Origin of the sequence: Streptomyces roseus (assembly GCF_001044425.1) — a bacterium.
Lineage (GTDB): Bacteria > Actinomycetota > Actinomycetes > Streptomycetales > Streptomycetaceae > Streptomyces > Streptomyces roseus.
The window spans coordinates 1-16,844 of record NZ_LFML01000013.1 but is presented as its reverse complement, the minus strand read 5'-3'; the positions used below and the strand labels follow the sequence as shown (position 1 = coordinate 16,844).

Below are 16,844 nucleotides of genomic sequence, written 5' to 3'. Positions count from 1 at the left end.
TCCGGAACTGGTAAGGGGGGCCTAAGTTCCCCCGGCAGGCCTCCTCCCCGGATACCCGCGGGAGCCTTCCCGCCGAACCGGCGGCGCCCGGCCCCGTCCGTTGGCATCATGGCCCTGCCGGGAAGACCTGACGGGGTGGGGTGGCGTCGCTGTGGCCGGTACGGGCGGGCACGACCAGGAGCTGCGGCAGGCCGAACTCGCCGAACGGGTGGCCCTGCTGGCCGACCGGGCCGGAGCGGACTCGGCGGCCTCGCTGATCCGGCGCACGGCCCGCCGCGCGGAATCCCCCCGGGCCCGGATCTGCGTCATCGGCGGCAGCAACGTCGGAAAGTCCCGGCTCGTCAACGAGCTGGTCGGCGCGGCGTGCGTACCGGTGTCCGTGCACGCCACGGACGGTCCGCCCGTGCTGATACGCCCCTTCGCCGCCGGACCGGCGCGATCCGGCCACTCGGCCGGGCCGGAGCCGGCCGCCGCTCCCGGGGACCCCGGGCCGGCGGGCCTGCGTACCGTACCGGTCGAAGTGCCGTCCGGGTCCTGGGCGGCCCGTACCGGGGTGGAGCTCGTCGACACCCCCGGCTGGGAGGGCTGGTCCGGAGTGCGGCAGCCCGACACCGCCGCCCTCGCCCGGATCGTCGGCGACTGCGACGTGGTGGTCGTCGTCACCGAGGCCCGCCGCGCGATGCTCGCCACCGAGCAGGCCCGGATCAAGGCGCTCGCCGCCGCCCCGCACAGCCCCCCGCTCGCCGTCGTCGTCACCAAACCGGCCGAGGTGGAGGACGAGGCGGCCGACATCATGCGCCGTGTCAACCACCTGGTCTCCACCCTGGCCCCCGAGGCGCTGGTCCTGACCGGACCGGTCCCCGCCCCCGGCACCGCGGAACCTGACGGCGTCGAGCCGCTCCGCGCCGTCCTCGGCCACTTGGCCGGGATCCGGCTGCGTCGCGCACTGCGGACCATCCGCAGGCTGCACCTCCTCGCCGCCACCTGTGCCCTCGTGGAGCAGGCCGCCGGGCGGGCGCTCGCGGACCTGGACCGGCCCGACCCGGTCCGGACGCGGGCCGCCCAGATCTGGCACACCGCCCACGAGAGCGCCCGCTTCCATTGGATCGTGCTCAGCGCCGATGCCGGGGAGTGGCGCGCCGCCCTCGTCCAGACGATCGCCGCCGAGGCGCGCAGGCGCCGCGCCGCCACCGCCCGCGAACTCGCCGCGCGCTTCTCGGGGATGCTGGAGACGCCGGAGGAAGCGCACTTCATCCGCCTCCACGCGATCCCGTACACCGCCGAGGCCCTCCAGCAGTTCGAGGCGTGGATCACCGAGGCCGTCGACCGGGCCGTCGAAGAGGACGTCCACCGGCTGCGCGGCATCCTGCTCCGCAACCGGCCCGGCGAGGAGCTGTTCCAGACACTGGCCGCCCCCGGCGCCGGGCGCGTCGTACCGGCCGCCGCCCTGCCCGCAGTCGCCGAGGAGGCCGCCGCCGCCGAGTCCCGCAACGCCACCGGCTGGGACGCCTCCTGGCTGCCGGAGTTCGTCGGCACGGCCATCGAGAGCGTGCTCACGCCCATGTCGGCCGAGGTCGTGGGCCAGATCGCGGGAGCGGCCGGCACGGCGCTGGTCACCGAAGCCCTCGAACACGGCCAGGCCGAGCGCCGGGAACGCGCCATCGACGACCTGGAACGGATCGTCGAGGCGGCGTTCACGGAACAGGTGGCACGGACCGAGTCGCGCGTCGGCCAGGTCTACGACCACTTGCTGAGCCGGGCGCGGGACCGCGACGAGCAGTGGTGGCGGCTGCACACGACGGCCGTCGCCGCCCAGCCGGAGTCCCTCGGCCACTGGCGTTCACTGCAGAGCACGGCGCGGACGCTGAGCCGCTCCGTGCACGCCCACCTCTCTCCCCTGGAAGGGGCCTGATGGCGCACGAGAAACGGCGGTCGGCGGCCGGGCAGGAATCACCGGCCGCGCAGTTCCGCGGCTGGAGCGAGAACATCGGAACGCTGCGTTCCTACTACCAGCGCCTGCAACAGGTGGCCGGCGAGGCCGCCGCCCTCATCGTCCCGCCAGGAACCCCGGGCGGCGCGCTGGACCTCGGGATCAACGGGGCGGTCTTCGAGCGCGAGACCTTCCGCATCATGGTGCTCGGCGAGTTCAGCAGCGGCAAGAGCACCCTGATCAACGCCCTGCTGGGCAAGCGGCTGCTGCCCACCAAGGCCAATCCGGCCACCGCCTTCACCACCGTCCTGCGCTGGGGCGAGACCGAGCGGGCCTGGCTGTACCGCGACGGAGACAGGCGCGGCTCCGAAACGGCCGTCACCACGGAGGAGTTCAAGCGCGAGGTCGCCCTCCAGATCGACGCCCACGGTGCGCCCCGGACCCCGTCCTTCGCGCTGGCCGTCGTCGAGCAGCCGCTGGAGCTGCTGCGCCGGTCCGTCGAGATCGTGGACTCGGCCGGCATCAACGAGAGTTCCGACCGCGAGCTCGTGACGCTGCGGTACCTGGAGGAGGTGGACGCCGTCGTGTTCGTCACCGACGCGGGACGGCCGTTCACCCTCCACGAGACCGAGAACTACCTCACCCGGGTCAGGAAACTCGGCCACCGCGACATCTTCTTCGTGGTCAACCAGTTCGACCGCATCGAGGAGGAGGAGCAGGCGGAGGTGATGAGCCGCTGCCGAAACGCCGTCGCCGAACTCGCCGGGGAATCCGGCCCCGCCCCCGCCAACGTCTTCTTCGTCAGCGCCCTGCAGGCCCTGCGCTCGCGCATCGACGGCAACGAGGAGGGGCTGAAGGCGTCGGGCATCGGTCAGCTGGAATCCGCCCTGGAAGTCTTCTGCATGCGCGACGCGGCCCGGGTGAAGTTCGTCCGGCTCGCCGAGTTCCTGCGGCACAACGCGGTCAACCTGCGCGTGCGCCTGCACGACGAGGGCGCGATCCTGATGAAGTCGACGGCGGAGCTGCGCGAGCTCCTCGACCGCAGCCAGTCGACCCAGGACCAGCTGCGCACCAGCGCCGACGCGATCCGCGACATCGTCGCCGGCAAGATCCTCGGCATGGAGAACGAACTGCAGCTGAGGTTCGGCGCGTTCCTCACCGAGATCAGCCGTGAGATCGGCGAATGGCACGTCACGACCGGCCCGGGCCGCCTGAGCCGCGCCATCCGCTCCTTCACCAAGGGCGGCCGCATCGCCGCCCAGCACGGGCTGATGGACGCGTACACGGTCCAGCTCCAGGAGCGCATGCAGGTCTTCTGCGCCCAGGAGCTCGACCACGTCATCGAGCAGCGGCAGGCCGATCTGGTGCGCCAGCTCGAACCGCTGATCCGGGCGCACGCCGACCTCCTCGACAAGCTCCGCGCGGAACTGACCGGATCGCAGTCGGAACGGGACCAGAACTACCTGATCTACACGCTGGCCATCGCGGCGGGCAAGGGCAACGGCCGCGACGGGCCGCGCCACCGCGACGACGTGCCGCTGATGTTCCGCCCCAGCTCGCTCATGGCGCTCGGCGCGGGCGGCGGCGCGATGGTCGTCGGCGGGACGACCGCGGCCGCCGCGGCCGGACTGATCAGCCTGGGCCTGACCGTCCCGCCGGTCGGCGTGGCCATCGCCATAGGCGCGGCGGTCGGACCGCTGCTGGCCTCGGGGGCGGTCTTCTTCGCCGACGGCAAGCTGCAGACGCGCGCGGCGGAGGAGTTCGCCGCGCACGTGAAGGACTCGGCGGCCCAGACCGCCCGGCAGTACGCGGCCAGCCGCGCCGCCGACCTGCGCGAGATGTGGGGCGGGATCAGCGGGACACTGCACCTCCAGCTCCAGGACCTCATCGGCATCGTCCAGCGCAACATCGAGGAGTCCCGGCAGGACGAGCAGGCCAAGGCGGGCATGCGGGACCAGCTCTACGCCTTCGAGCAGCGCATCACCGACGTCGAGCAGCACATCGCGAACTTCCTCCAGCCCTTCGTCTCCGAGGCGGAGCGCGAACAGGAGTAGTACGTGAACGCGAACGACCGCCGGCCCGATCCCGGTCCGGCGGTCGCTCCTGTCCGGTCGATCAGCCGGCGAAGCCCAGCTCACGGGCGATGAGCATGCGCTGCACCTCGCTGGTGCCCTCGCCGATCTCCAGGATCTTGGAGTCGCGCCACATGCGCGCCACCGGGTACTCGTTCATGAACCCGTAGCCGCCGTGGATCTGCGTGGCGTCGCGCGCGTTGTCGACGGCGACCGTGGAGGAGTACAGCTTCGCGATCGCCGCCTCCTTCTTGAACGGCTCCCCGGCGACCAGCCGGGAGGCCGCGTCGCGCCAGCCGATCCGCGCCATGTGGGCGCGCATCTCCATGTCGGCCAGCTTGAACTGGATGGCCTGGTTGTCGCCGATGGGCCGGCCGAAGGCCTTGCGCTCCTTCGCGTACTTCACCGACTCGTCGACGCAGCCCTGCGCGAGGCCCGTGGCGAGGGCCGAGATCGCGATGCGGCCCTCGTCGAGGATGCGCAGGAACTGGGCGTAGCCGCGGCCCTCCTGGCCGACCAGGTTGGCCAGCGGCACGCGTACGTTGTCGAAGGCCAGCTCACGGGTGTCCGAGGAGTTCCAGCCCACCTTGGAGTACGGCGCGGCCACCGTGAAGCCCGGGGTGCCGGACGGGACGATGATCGAGGAGATCTCCGGGCGGCCGTCCGCCTTGCGGCCCGTGACGGCGGTGACGGTGACCAGGCCGGTGATGTCCGTACCGGAGTTGGTGATGAAGCACTTCGAGCCGTTGATCACCCACTCGTCGCCGTCCTTGACGGCGGTGGTGCGGGTGCCGCCGGCGTCGGAGCCGCCGTCCGGCTCGGTCAGGCCGAAGGCGCCGAGGATCTCCCCGGAGCACATCCGCGGCAGCCACTCCCGCTTCTGCTCCTCGGTGCCGAAGAGGTGCAGCGGCATGGCGCCCAGCGAGACGCCCGCCTCCAGGGTGATCGCCACCGAGGAGTCGACGCGGGCCAGCTCCTCCAGGGCGATGCCGAGGGCGAGGTAGTCGCCGCCCATGCCGCCGTACTCCTCCGGGAAGGGCAGGCCGAACAGGCCCATGCGGCCCATCTCGCGGACGATCTCGTAGGGGAATTCGTGCCGCTCGTACAGGTCGCCGATCTTGGGGGCGACGACGTCGTGGGCGAACGCCTCGACGGTACGGCGGAGTTCCTCGTGCTCGGGGGTGAGCCGGTGGTCGAGGGCCATGGTTCTCGTTACTCCTTGTGGGAGAGGGCGCGGACGGTACGGGAAGGGCTCGGTCGGCCCAGTTGCTCCGCCATCCACGCGCTCGTGGCGGTGAGGGCGGTCAGATCGACGCCGGTCTCGATGCCGAGGCCGTCGAGCATCCACACCAGGTCCTCGGTGGCGAGGTTGCCGGTGGCGCTCTTCGCGTACGGGCATCCGCCGAGGCCGCCCGCCGAGGCGTCGACGGTGGTGACCCCGTGCCCGAGCGCGGCGAGGGTGTTGGACAGGGCCTGGCCGTAGGTGTCGTGGAAGTGCACGCCGATCCGGTCGGTGGGCACGCCCGCCTCGCCCAGCTCGCCGAGGAGGGCCAGGACGTGGCCCGGGGTGGCGACGCCGATGGTGTCGCCCAGGCTCAGCTCGTCGCAGCCGAGGTCCAGCAGGGCCTTGGCCACGCGGACCACCTGGTGGACCGGGACCGGCCCCTCCCACGGGTCGCCGAAGCACATGGAGAGGTAGCCGCGGACATGGGCCCCGCCCTCCTTGGCGCGGGCCACCACCGGCTCGAACATGGCGAGGGACTCGGCGACGGTCCGGTTGAGGTTGCGCGAGGCGAACGTCTCGGTGGCCGAACCGAAGACGGCGATGCGGGTGGCCCCGAGGGCGAGCGCGCGGTCCAGGCCGCGTTCGTTGGGGACGAGGACGGGCAGGTGCACCCCGGCGAGGTCGCCCAGCTCCGGGAACAGCTGCTCGGCGTCGGCCAGCTGGGGCACCCACTTGGGGTGCACGAAGCTGGTGGCCTCGATGGTGGTGAGGCCGGCGGCGGCGAGCCGGTGGATGAACTCGGCCTTGACGGCGGTGGGTACGGCCGTCTTCTCGTTCTGCAGCCCGTCGCGGGCGCCGACCTCGTGGATGCGGACGCGCGCCGGCAGCCCGGGGGCCGGGACGTTCATGGGCAGCCCGTTCACGACGTCTCCTCCTTCTCGTCCTCGTCCGGGGTGACGACGGCCAGGACCTGGTCCATGGCGACGGTGGTGCCGGGGGAGACGTCCAGCTCGGTGACGGTGCCGGAGTGCGGGGCGGAGATGACGTGCTCCATCTTCATCGCCTCGACGACGAGCAGGCTCTGCCCCGCGGCCACCTTGTCGCCGACGGCCACCTTGACGACGGTGACGGTGCCGGGCATGGGGGCGGCGAGGGTGTCCGCGCCGGCGTGCCCCGCGCCGGTGAGGGCGGCGACGACGGGGTCGTGGTCCTGCACGTGCCAGGAGTCGCCGTCGCGGCCCAGCCAGACCCCCTCGGGGGAGGCGGCGTACGAGAAACGGTGGGTGATCCCGTCGAGCTCCACCGTGAGGTGGTCCGGGGTGCGGCTGACGATCCGGCCGCGAGCCGGTGCCGGATCCCGGCCGGCGTCGGAGAGCAGGAGCTCGGTGTCGGCGCCCTGCGGGCGGGTGCGGACCAGGGCGGGCTCCTGGCCGGGGAGGCGGAAGTGGTGGACCGTCCAGGCGGGGGTGCCTCCGAGGCGCCAGCCGTCGGCGGCCCCGAACGGATCGACCCAGCCGTCCGCACCCGCCCGCGGCCGGGGCGCCCCGGCCAGCAGCGCGGCCGCGGCGTACACCTGCGGCGGGACGCCGTCCGGCAGCATGCCGGCCAGGTCCCGCTCGACCAGACCGGTGTCGAGGTTCCCGGACACCACGTCGGGGTGGGCCAGGAGGCGGCGCAGGAAACCGGCGTTGGTCTGGACGCCCAGGATCACGGTGTCGGCGAGGGCGCCGCGCAGCACCCGCAGGGCGGTGGCCCGGTCCGGGCCGTACGCGATCACCTTCGACAGCATCGGGTCGTACGTGGAGCCCGTGTCGACGCCCGCCACCAGCCCGGAGTCCGTCCGTACGGAACCGCCCGAGGGTTCGGAGAGCGCCAGCACCGTGCCGCCCGAGGGCAGGAAGCCGCGCGCCGGGTCCTCGGCGCAGACCCGCGCCTCGATGGCGTGCCCGGTCAGGGTGACGTCGGACTGGGAGAAGCCCAGCTCGGCGCCGGAGGCGACCCGCAGCTGCTGCTCCACCAGGTCCAGCCCCGTGACCAGTTCCGTCACCGGGTGCTCCACCTGGAGCCGGGTGTTCATCTCCATGAAGTAGTACGAGGAAGGGTCCCCGCCCGGGACGATGAACTCCACCGTGCCCGCGCCGACGTACCCGCAGGAGCGCGCCGCCTCCACCGCCGCCGCGCCCATCGAGGCCCGCAGCTGCGGGGTGAGCAGGACCGACGGGGCCTCCTCGATGACCTTCTGGTGACGCCGCTGGAGCGAGCACTCGCGCTCGCCCAGGTGGACCACGTTCCCGTGGGCGTCCGCCAGCACCTGGATCTCGATGTGGCGCGGCCGGTCCACCCACCGCTCCACGAGGAGCGTGTCGTCGCCGAACGAGGACCGCGCCTCGCGGCGGGCCGCCGCGATCTCCTCGCCGAGCACCGCCTCGTCGCGCACCAGGCGCATGCCCTTTCCGCCGCCGCCCGCCGAGGGCTTGAGCAGCACCGGCATGCCGATCTCCAGCGAGGCGGAGACCAGTTCGGCGTCGGTCAGGCCGCTGCCCGAGGAGCCCGGCACGACGGGCACGCCCGCCGCCTTCACGGTCTCCTTGGCGCGGATCTTGTCGCCCATCAGGTTGATGGCGGCGGCCGGCGGCCCGATGAAGGTGAGGCCGGCGTCGGCGCAGGCCTGCGCGAAGGCCGCGTTCTCGGCGAGGAACCCGTACCCGGGGTGGACCGCCTCGGCGCCCGTGCGCCGGGCGGCGTCGAGCAGCCGCTCCACCGACAGGTAGCTCTCGGCGGCAGCCGCCGGGCCGATCCGGACGGCCGTGTCGGCCTCCCGTACGTGCCGCGCGTCGGCGTCCGCGTCGCTGAAGACGGCCACGGACCGCACGCCGAGCTCCCGCAGCGTGCGGATGACCCGTACCGCGATCTCGCCCCGGTTCGCGACCAGAACAGTGCTGAACATCGAAGAAGTCCTCACGTCACAGACCACACGTCACATACGGAAGATGCCGAAGCCCGAGTCGCCCAGAGGGGCGTTCGCGCACGCGGTCAGGGCCAGCCCCAGCACCTGCCGGGTCTCCATCGGGTCGATGACCCCGTCGTCCCACAGCCGCGCCGTGGCGTAGTAGGCGCTGCCCTGTTCCTCGTACTGCGCCCGGACCGGGGCCTTGAAGGCCTCCTCGTCCTCGGTCGGCCACTCCTGGCCCGCACCCTCGATCTGGTCCCGCTTGACGGTCGCCAGTACGGAGGCGGCCTGTTCGCCGCCCATCACGGAGATCTTGGCGTTGGGCCACATCCACAGGAAGCGCGGCGAGTAGGCCCGGCCGCACATCGAGTAGTTGCCGGCTCCGTACGAGCCGCCGACGACCACCGTGAGCTTCGGGACCCGGGCGCAGGCCACGGCCGTCACCATCTTAGCGCCGTGCTTGGCGATGCCGCCGGCCTCGTAGTCGCGGCCGACCATGAAGCCCGAGATGTTCTGCAGGAAGAGCAGCGGGATGCCGCGCTGGTCGCACAGCTCGATGAAGTGCGCGCCCTTCTGGGCGGATTCGGAGAACAGGATGCCGTTGTTGGCGATGATCCCTACCGGGTGGCCGTGGATCCGGGCGAAGCCGGTGACCAGGGTCTGCCCGAACTCGGACTTGAACTCCTGGAAGCGGGACCCGTCCACGATCCGGGCGATGATCTCGCGGGCGTCGTACGGGGTGCGCGAGTCGACCGGGACCGCGCCGTACAGCCCGTACGGGTCCACCTTGGGCTCTTCCGGGGCCTCGACCGACCAGGGCAGGGCCGCGCGCTCGGGCAGGGTCGCCACGATGTTCCGTACGATCCGCAGCGCGTGCGCGTCGTCCTCCGCGAGGTGGTCGGTGACGCCGGAGGTCCGGGAGTGGACCTCGCCGCCGCCGAGCTCCTCGGCCGTGACCACCTCGCCGGTGGCGGCCTTCACCAGCGGCGGGCCGCCGAGGAAGATCGTGCCCTGGCCACGGACGATGACGGCCTCGTCGCTCATCGCCGGGACGTACGCGCCGCCCGCCGTGCAGGAGCCGAGGACGGCGGCGATCTGCGGGATGCCGGCGCCGGACATGCGCGCCTGGTTGTAGAAGATGCGGCCGAAGTGCTCCCGGTCGGGGAAGACCTCGTCCTGCATGGGGAGGAAGGCGCCGCCCGAGTCGACCAGGTAGAGGCAGGGGAGACGGTTCTCCAGGGCCACTTCCTGCGCGCGCAGGTGCTTCTTGACGGTCATCGGGTAGTACGTGCCGCCCTTGACCGTGGCGTCGTTCGCGACGATCACGCACTCGCGGCCGCTGACCCGGCCGATGCCGGCGATGACCCCGGCGGCCGGGGCCGCGCCCCCGTACATCCCCTCGGCGGCCAGCGGGGCCAGCTCCAGGAAGGGGGATCCGGGGTCGAGGAGGGCGTCCACCCGGTCGCGGGGGAGCAGCTTCCCGCGGGCCGTGTGGCGGGCGCGGGCCTTCTCGCCGCCGCCGAGCCGGGCCGCGTCGAGCCGGGCGCGCAGCCCTTCGGTGAGCTCGCGGTGGGCGGCCTCGTTGGTCCGCCAGGCCTCGGACGCCGGGTCCGCGGCGCTCGTCAGCACTGGTGCCTGCTGCATCGGTCGAGCTCCCTTGCTCGGTGCACGCTGTTAATGAGCGTTAACGCATGTACAGCTTAGGTTAACGAGCGCTAACGGCCCTGTCTAGAATGGATTCCCATGAGCACCAGAGCCGCCGCCCCGACCCGTCGCGAGCAGATCCTCAGCGAGGCCGCCCGCCTCTTCGCCGCGCGCGGATTCCACGGCGTCGGCGTGGACGAGATAGGGGCCGCCGTGGGCATCAGCGGCCCCGGCCTCTACCGCCATTTCGCGGGCAAGGACGCCATGCTGGCCGAACTGCTCGTGGGGATCAGCGAGCGGCTGCTGACGGGCGGCCGCCACCGCGTGGCCGCGGCCGCGGGCGACCCGGACGGCGTACTGGCCTCCCTCATCGACGGGCACATCGACTTCGCCCTCGACGACCGGGCGCTGATCACCCTCCACGACCGGGAGCTGGACCGGCTGCGCGAGGCCGACCGCAAGCTGGTGCGCCAGCTCCAGCGGCAGTACGTCGAGCTGTGGGTGGAGGTCGTACGGGAGCTGCACCCGGAGGTCGGCGAGGCCGAGGTGCGGGTGGCCGTGCACGCCGTCTTCGGCCTGCTCAACTCCACCCCGCACCTGGCGGCGCTCGGCCGGGAGGCGACGGAATCGCTCCTGCGGCGGCTCGCGCACGGGGCGTTCGGGGCGCTGTCGGGGTGAGTCGACGCGTCCGCTGGTCGAAATGGCGCCGCCGCGGTGGGCCGGGCGGCGGCAGAATGGGCCGCATGCCGAAGCCGATAGAGACGCACGTACCGAGCCGCGCCGAGCTCGTCGACCACCTGGTCCGCACCCGGATCGCGGGTCAGGTCGCGACGCCCCGGGAGAACAACCTGTCGCACTACCGCAAGCTGGCCAACGGCGACCGGCACTACTGGCTGGGCCTGGAGCTGGGCGACCGCTGGACGGACGAGCAGGACGTGCTCGCCGTCATGGCGGAGCGGGTCGGGGTCGTCGACGACGCGGCCCACCGCTTCGGCCAGGACACCATCGACCCGGAGCTGACCGTCTCGGGCCTGGACCGGATGGCGGCGCGCCTGCGCAAGGCGGCCCTGGACCGGCAGAGCGTGCTGTTCGCCACGGGGCACCCGGGCGGCCTGCTGGACGTCCACCGGGTGACGGCGGCGGCGCTGCGCGCGGCGGGCTGCGAGATCGTGGTGATCCCCGCGGGGCTGGTGGCGGACGAGGGCTCGGTGTGGCAGCTCGCGGACGTCGCCGTGCTGGAGCGGGGTGCCACCTTGTGGCACACCCACTCGCCGGAGCCGATGGCCGCGATCCTGGACGGGCTGGCGGCGGAGAACCGTCCCCAGCCGGACCTGGTCGTGGGCGACCACGGCTGGGCGGGGTGCGCGGCGCAGCGCGGGCTGGACGCGGTGGGGTACGCGGACTGCAACGACCCCGCGCTGTTCCTCGGCGAGGCGGAGGGCACCCTCCAGGTGGCGGTTCCCCTCGACGACCACGTCCGCGACCCGCGCTTCTACGACCCGATGGTCGCGTACCTGCTGTCGGCAGCGGACCTGCTGTAGGGCGGGATGCGCCGCCCGGGCCCCGCCGGCTAGCCGAGCCAGTTCGTCATCTCGGTCTGGACGGCGGAGCCGTCGAGGTCGGCGAGCTTCATGCCGACGAAGTCGCGCGCCCAGTCCGAGGTCTGGATCCGGAACGGCATCTTCTCGGCGGTCAGCGCGTCGACGACCGGCGCCGCCGCCTGCTCGGGGGTCTGGGCGGTGTCGCTGCCGAAGGACTTGAGGGCGTGGTCGATGTAGCCCTGGAGGGGCGGGGCGTACGGGCCCGCCTGGGCGAGCAGCGCCGGGATGTCCAGCCCGACGTTGTTCACGAACTCGCTGGCGACGGCGCCCGGCTCCACGACGGCCACCTGGACGCCCGCGGTCGCGGCGACCGGGGCCAGGGACTCCATGAAGCCCTCGACGGCGAACTTGGCGGCGCAGTAGGACTCGTTGAACGGCTGGCCGACGACGCCCCCGACGCTCGTCACGGTGATGACCCGGCCGCCCGAGGCGCGCAGGTGGGGGAGGGCGGCGCGGGTGAGCTCGACGACGCCGAAGAAGTTGACCTCCATCACGGACCGCACCCGCTCCATCCCGTGCTGCTCGATCGTGCCCACGAAGCCGGCGCCCGCGTTGTTCACGACCGCGTCGAGGTGTCCGTGCTCGGCGACGACCTCGGCCACGCAGGCGGCCACGGAGTCCGCGTCCGTCACGTCGAGCCGCTTGACCTGGATCAGGTCGGAGACGCCGGCCTCGGCGGCCGCCTGGTTCAGGGCGTCGGCGCGCGTGGTGTCCCGCATGGTGGCGACGGTGTGCCAGCCCGCCCGGGCGGTGGCGACCGCGGCGGCCAGGCCGATGCCGGAGGAGGTGCCGGTGATGAGGACGGTCTTGGCGGCGGTCTGGGTGCTCATGAAGGCTCCTTAGGTTTGTGCGTGCACACACACATTAACGATGTGTGCGTGTGCACGCAACCCGGTATCCTTCACGTATGGCGCACACGAAACCCAACCTGGACGGCCTCACCCCGCGTGACCACGCCTTCTACGGTCTGGTCTGGGCCGGAACCACTCTCACTGCCCGGGTGGACCAGGCGCTCACGCGCCGGCACGACCTGCCGTTGTCGTGGTTCGAGGTGATGCTGTGGCTGAGCGTGCAGCACGAGCCGGTCGCCCCCTCGGAGCTGGCCGCCAGGACCCTGCTCAGCCGCAGCCAGGTCTCCCGCGTCGCCGATTCGCTCCGCGCCCGCGGCCTGGTCGAACGGGTCCCGTCGCCGACGGACGCCCGGTCCGTGGGCATCGCCCTCACCGAGGCGGGCCGCCGCGCCTTCGCGGAGGCCGACGCCACGCGCCGCGAGGCCCTGGCCGAGGTCTTCGACGACCGCCTCGACGACGCGGACATAGCCGCGCTGGAAGCGATCTGGGCCAAGCTGAAGGCCCAGCCCAAGCCGTAGGCCCAGCCCAAGCCGTAGGCGCGGCCCGGGCCGTGGACCGGTGGCGTTGTCAGTGCCGGGGGCTAGCGTCGAAGGCGTGACGAAACCGCCGAAGAAGCAGAACGCGCTGTCCCTGCTGGCCGAGGACCCGCAAGGCCGCGCCCTGCGGCTGGACTTGCCGCCCGGCATGATCGTCACCGGGTCCGCCTGGCGGGCACGGCCGTGGTCCGCGGCCCGGCGCGAGCCGCTGCTCTGGGTCTCGGACGAGCCGGTCGGGGTCGGCGCGCTGGCCGCCTGCCGGGCCCGACTCGCCGCGGCCGGTGCGGGACTTCAGGCGGTGCTGCTCCACGAGCGGCGAGGTCTGGAGGGCTGGTGGACCCGTGACGAGCTGAGCCCCGCCGCGATGTCCGACCCCGACGATCACCATGTCGAGCCGGTGCTGCGGGAGTTCTGGGCCGGGGTCGTCCCCGATCCGCAGGAGGGGGAGGGTCCCGACGGCGCGGGGCTGACAGCCCCGTTCGGCCGCGACTGGCCGGGCCTGGCGGAGCACCGGACACCGCGCGAGGACCCCGAGGAGGTCGCCCTCGCCCTCGCGGACGAGCTGATACGGGACGGGGTCCTGCCGGGGGCGCGGCTCGCGCTGGTCCCCGCCGGCCGCGGAGCCGACGTACCCACCGCGATGGGCTGGCGGGGGGCGGCGAACCACGAGGACGACACGGCGCTGCTCACCACCGTCGTGCGCTCGTGGGAGGAGCGGTTCGGCGCCCGCGTCGTCGCCCTCGGCTTCGACGAGCTCCACCTGTCGGTGGCCGCCCCGCCCCCGACGAGGGTCGCGGCCCTGCCGGTGGCCGCCGAGCACTTCGCCTTCTGCCCCGACAACGTCTGGCAGGGCTCCGGCAGCGTCCGCGCCTACGCGGACGAGGCGGTGACCGGCGTGGGCCACTGGGGGTTCTGGTGGGACTGACGGGCAGAAGGTTCTGGTGGGACTGACGGGCAGAAGGTTCTGGTGGGACTGACGGGCAGAAGGGGGACCGCCGAAGGGGGGCAGGGTAAGGGCGTCAGGCGCGCGGGACGCGTACGACGCCCTCCTGGATGACGGTCACGGCCAGGCGCCCGTCCTGGGTCCAGATCCGGGCCTGCCCGAGCCCGCGTCCGGCCGCGGCCGAGGGGGACTCCTGGTCGTACAGCAGCCACTCGTCGGCCCGGAACGGCCGGTGGAACCACATCGCGTGGTCCAGGGAGGCGCCCACCACGTCGCCGACCGCCCAGCCGCCCCGGCCGTGCGCGAGCAGCACCGAGTCGAGCAGGGTCATGTCCGAGACGTACGTGGCCAGGCAGGTGTGCAGGAGCGCGTCGTCGCTCTCCAGCTTCCCCGCCGTACGGAACCACACCTGCGAGCGCGGCTCGACCGGCTTGCCGACGCTGCCCCAGGGCGGGACGGTCGCGTACCGCAGGTCCACGGCGCCCCGCGCCTCGATCAGCCGCTCCACCGTGCCCGGATCGCGGAAGACCTCCCGGTACGCGGGCAGCGCCTCGGCGGCTGTCGGCAGAGTCTCCGGATCGGGCGCGTCCGGCATCGCGCTCTGGTGGTCGAGGCCCTCCTCGTACGTCTGGAAGGACGCGGAGAGGTGGAAGATCGGCTGGCCGTGCTGGACGGCGACGACCCGGCGGGTGGTGAAGGAGCGCCCGTCCCGGATCCGGTCGACGGCGTAGACGATCGGCGCGCCGGGATCACCGGCGCGCAGGAAGTACGAGTGCAGCGAGTGCGCCGTGCGGTCCTCGGGCACGGTCCGCCCGGCCGCGACCAGGGCCTGCGCCGCGACCTGGCCGCCGAAGACGCGCGGTACCAGCGCCGAACGGCTGGTACCGCGGAAGATGTTCTCCTCGATCTGCTCCAGGTCGAGCAGATCGAGGAGCGTCGTCAGTGCCTCGTTCATGGAGTGAAGGCCAGGGCCTTACAGCCCCATCGCCTTGGCGATGATGGACTTCATGATCTCGCTGGTGCCGCCGTAGATGCGGTTGACGCGGTTGTCGGCGTACAGGCGGGCGATCGGGTACTCGTTCATGTAGCCGTAGCCGCCGTGCAGCTGGAGGCAGCGGTCGATCACCCGGTGGGCGACCTCCGTGCAGAACAGCTTCGCGGAGGCGGCCTCGGCGGGGGTCAGCTCGCCGGCGTCCAGGGCCTCCAGGGCGCGGTCCGCGACGGCCTGGGCGGCGTCCACCTCGGCCTGGCAGGCGGCCAGTTCGAACTTGGTGTTCTGGAAGTGCGCGACCGGCTTGCCGAAGACGGTGCGGTCGGTGACGTACTGCTGGGCGAAGCGCACGGCCGCGGCGGCCTGGGCGTACGCGCCGAAGGCGATGCCCCAGCGCTCGGAGGCCAGGTTGTGGCCGAGGTAGTAGAAGCCCTTGCCCTCCTCGCCGAGCAGGTCCTCGACGGGGACCTTGACGTCGACGAACGCCAGCTCGGCGGTGTCGGAGGTGCGCAGGCCCAGCTTGTCCAGCTTGCGGCCGATCGAGTAGCCCTCGGACTTGGTGTCCACGGCGAAGAGGGAGATGCCGAAGCGGCGGTCGTCCTCGCTCGGGGCGGCGGTGCGGGCGCAGACGATCACGCGGTCGGCGTGCACGCCGCCGGTGATGAAGGTCTTGGAGCCGTTGAGGACGTAGTGCGTGCCGTCCTCGGAGAGCTTGGCGCTCGTCTTCATGCCCGCGACGTCGGAGCCGGTGCCCGGCTCGGTCATGGCGAGGGCCCACATCTCCTCACCGGAGACGAACTTCGGCAGGTACCGCTTCTTCTGCTCGTCGTCGGCCAGCATCTTGATGTAGGGGAGCGCGAGCAGCACGTGCACGCCGGAGCCGCCGAAGTTCACACCCGCGCGGGAGGTCTCCTCGTACAGGACCGCCTCGAACTTGTGGGTGTCCAGGCCCGCGCCGCCGAACTCCTCGGGGACGTTGATGCCGAAGACGCCCAGCTCGCCGAGCTTGTAGTAGAAGTCGCGCGGCGCCTGGCCGGCGGCGAACCACTCGTCGTAGACGGGGACGACCTCGGCCTCTATGAAGGCGCGGATGGTCTCGCGGAACGCTTCGTGGTCCTCGTTGAAAACGGTACGGCGCACAGCCGCCTCCTCGATCCTGTCGCCCGTCGCGCTGTCGCGCCGTGTCTAAGCGCTTGCTCAGACCACTAAGTTACCGGTGGGTCGGGTGGACTGTCCAGACTCGTGGAGCGGTGCCGGGTGTGATGTCCGGCGCCCCGCCGGCGGGGCGAACCGCCGGCCGGGCGCCCGGGCTCACTTGCCGAGCATCTTGCCGGTCCACTGGCCGGCGGCGCCGTGCATCAGGGCCCCGTTGCCCAAGACCTGGGTGCCGGGCAGCGCGGCCATGCCGATGTCGCCGGCCGGGGCCGCGCCGTTGTGGGAGCCGACCGTGTTGTCGCGACCGGCGTTGAACACGTCGTCGCCGGCCACCTGGGACACGTCGCCGAAGACGATGGAGTACGTGTTGTCGATCGGCGCGTACACGGTGAAGGCGTCGTCGGCGGACGCGGCGGAGGCGCCGGCCAAGAGGAAGCCGCCGGCGGCGAGAGCGGTCAGGGCGAGGCGGATCGATCGCACGGTGGTGCCTTTCGGGAGGGGTGGGGGAGCAGTGCGAACGTAGGGCGCCGCGCGCCGCGCGGCGGCGAGCCCGCCGCCGGAAGCCCCGAGTCCATCCGTACGGCGCAGCAGCCCCCGGCGCCGTCCGGGCCCGGTCCGGTCAGGCCCGGTCAGGCCCGGTCAGGCCCGGTGGTCAGGCCCGGTCAGGCCTGCGGGGTCCGGGTCAGTGCGAACCACAGTTCCATCCGGACGTCCGGATCGTCGAGGTCGCGGTCGAGGAGGGCCGCCGCGCGGGCGATGCGCTGGCGGACGGTGTTGCGGTGCACGCCGAGCGCTGCGGCGCTGCGGTCCCAGCTGCCGTGGTGGGCCAGCCAGGCGCGCAGGGTCTCCCGCAGCGCGGGGGAGAGCGGGCCGAGCAGGGCCGCGGCGTACGCGCGGGCCTCGGCCTCGCCGACGAGCCCCGCGAGGCCGGGCTCGGTGTGCCGGA

15 protein-coding genes are annotated in these 16,844 nt (G+C 72.8%); 6 read left to right on the top strand and 9 right to left on the bottom strand.

The features are described 5' to 3' along the window. The first annotated feature begins 151 nt into the window (after window positions 1–151). Together ACS04_RS03240 and ACS04_RS03235 are read left to right on the top strand one after the other, a co-directional pair. Window positions 152–1,912 carry a GTPase family protein gene (locus tag ACS04_RS03240; RefSeq protein WP_048474933.1) on the top strand — a complete coding sequence of 587 codons (1,761 nt, stop codon included), beginning with the start codon at window positions 152–154 and terminating at the stop codon, window positions 1,910–1,912. Further along, window positions 1,912–3,984, top strand: coding sequence for a dynamin family protein (locus ACS04_RS03235; protein ID WP_048474932.1), 2,073 nt, complete (start codon window positions 1,912–1,914; stop codon window positions 3,982–3,984). The genes ACS04_RS03240 and ACS04_RS03235 overlap by 1 nt, the downstream gene beginning before the upstream one ends. Before the next feature lie 61 nt (window positions 3,985–4,045). On the opposite strand, the gene ACS04_RS03230 is transcribed toward ACS04_RS03235, so the two are convergent. Genes ACS04_RS03230 through ACS04_RS03215 form a run of 4 tightly spaced genes read right to left on the bottom strand, consistent with a single transcriptional unit; the run spans window position 4,046 to window position 9,821 of the window. Further along, window positions 4,046–5,206: an acyl-CoA dehydrogenase family protein gene (locus ACS04_RS03230; protein WP_048474931.1), complete on the bottom strand. Its 1,161-nt coding sequence runs from the start codon at window positions 5,204–5,206 to the stop codon at window positions 4,046–4,048. An 8-nt stretch (window positions 5,207–5,214) separates the two neighbouring features. After that, window positions 5,215–6,135, bottom strand: a complete 921-nt coding sequence (locus tag ACS04_RS03225; RefSeq protein WP_048474969.1) for a hydroxymethylglutaryl-CoA lyase — start codon at window positions 6,133–6,135, stop codon at window positions 5,215–5,217. An 11-nt stretch (window positions 6,136–6,146) separates the two neighbouring features. Next, a complete protein-coding gene (locus ACS04_RS03220; RefSeq protein WP_048474930.1) occupies window positions 6,147–8,174 on the bottom strand; it encodes an ATP-binding protein in 2,028 nt (675 codons plus the stop codon). A 30-nt stretch (window positions 8,175–8,204) separates the two neighbouring features. Beyond that, a complete protein-coding gene (locus ACS04_RS03215; protein WP_048474929.1) occupies window positions 8,205–9,821 on the bottom strand; it encodes a carboxyl transferase domain-containing protein in 1,617 nt (538 codons plus the stop codon). A 99-nt stretch (window positions 9,822–9,920) separates the two neighbouring features. Here ACS04_RS03215 and ACS04_RS03210 point away from each other — a divergent pair, with 99 nt between their 5' ends. Together ACS04_RS03210 and ACS04_RS03205 are read left to right on the top strand one after the other, a co-directional pair. After that, a complete protein-coding gene (locus ACS04_RS03210; RefSeq protein ID WP_048474928.1) occupies window positions 9,921–10,499 on the top strand; it encodes an SACE_7040 family transcriptional regulator in 579 nt (192 codons plus the stop codon). Window positions 10,500–10,555: 56 nt separating this feature from the next. Continuing rightward, the gene (locus tag ACS04_RS03205) at window positions 10,556–11,362 is read left to right on the top strand and encodes a phosphatase (protein WP_048474927.1); all 807 of its coding nucleotides are present in this window, start codon (window positions 10,556–10,558) and stop codon (window positions 11,360–11,362) included. A 29-nt stretch (window positions 11,363–11,391) separates the two neighbouring features. On the opposite strand, the gene ACS04_RS03200 is transcribed toward ACS04_RS03205, so the two are convergent. Further along, complete coding sequence (locus ACS04_RS03200) at window positions 11,392–12,252, bottom strand: SDR family NAD(P)-dependent oxidoreductase (protein ID WP_048474926.1); 861 nt, start codon at window positions 12,250–12,252, stop codon at window positions 11,392–11,394. Window positions 12,253–12,329: 77 nt separating this feature from the next. Here ACS04_RS03200 and ACS04_RS03195 point away from each other — a divergent pair, with 77 nt between their 5' ends. Further along, window positions 12,330–12,791 (top strand): MarR family winged helix-turn-helix transcriptional regulator, encoded by a 462-nt coding sequence (locus tag ACS04_RS03195; RefSeq protein ID WP_048474925.1) that lies wholly within the window; start codon window positions 12,330–12,332, stop codon window positions 12,789–12,791. A 76-nt stretch (window positions 12,792–12,867) separates the two neighbouring features. Further along, on the top strand, window positions 12,868–13,734 hold the full coding sequence (locus ACS04_RS03190; protein WP_048474924.1) for a DUF4253 domain-containing protein: 867 nt from the start codon (window positions 12,868–12,870) through the stop codon (window positions 13,732–13,734). A 94-nt stretch (window positions 13,735–13,828) separates the two neighbouring features. Here ACS04_RS03190 and tesB read toward each other — a convergent pair whose 3' ends face one another. From tesB to ACS04_RS03170, 4 genes are all read right to left on the bottom strand, one after another. Further along, window positions 13,829–14,707 (bottom strand): acyl-CoA thioesterase II, encoded by an 879-nt coding sequence (gene tesB, locus ACS04_RS03185; protein WP_048474923.1) that lies wholly within the window; start codon window positions 14,705–14,707, stop codon window positions 13,829–13,831. An 18-nt stretch (window positions 14,708–14,725) separates the two neighbouring features. Then, complete coding sequence (locus ACS04_RS03180) at window positions 14,726–15,883, bottom strand: acyl-CoA dehydrogenase family protein (protein ID WP_048474922.1); 1,158 nt, start codon at window positions 15,881–15,883, stop codon at window positions 14,726–14,728. A 171-nt stretch (window positions 15,884–16,054) separates the two neighbouring features. Continuing rightward, complete coding sequence (locus ACS04_RS03175) at window positions 16,055–16,378, bottom strand: hypothetical protein (RefSeq protein WP_048474921.1); 324 nt, start codon at window positions 16,376–16,378, stop codon at window positions 16,055–16,057. Window positions 16,379–16,560: 182 nt separating this feature from the next. Then, a partial coding sequence (locus ACS04_RS03170; RefSeq protein WP_048474920.1) for a helix-turn-helix domain-containing protein occupies window positions 16,561–16,844 on the bottom strand: 284 nt, incomplete at its 5' end.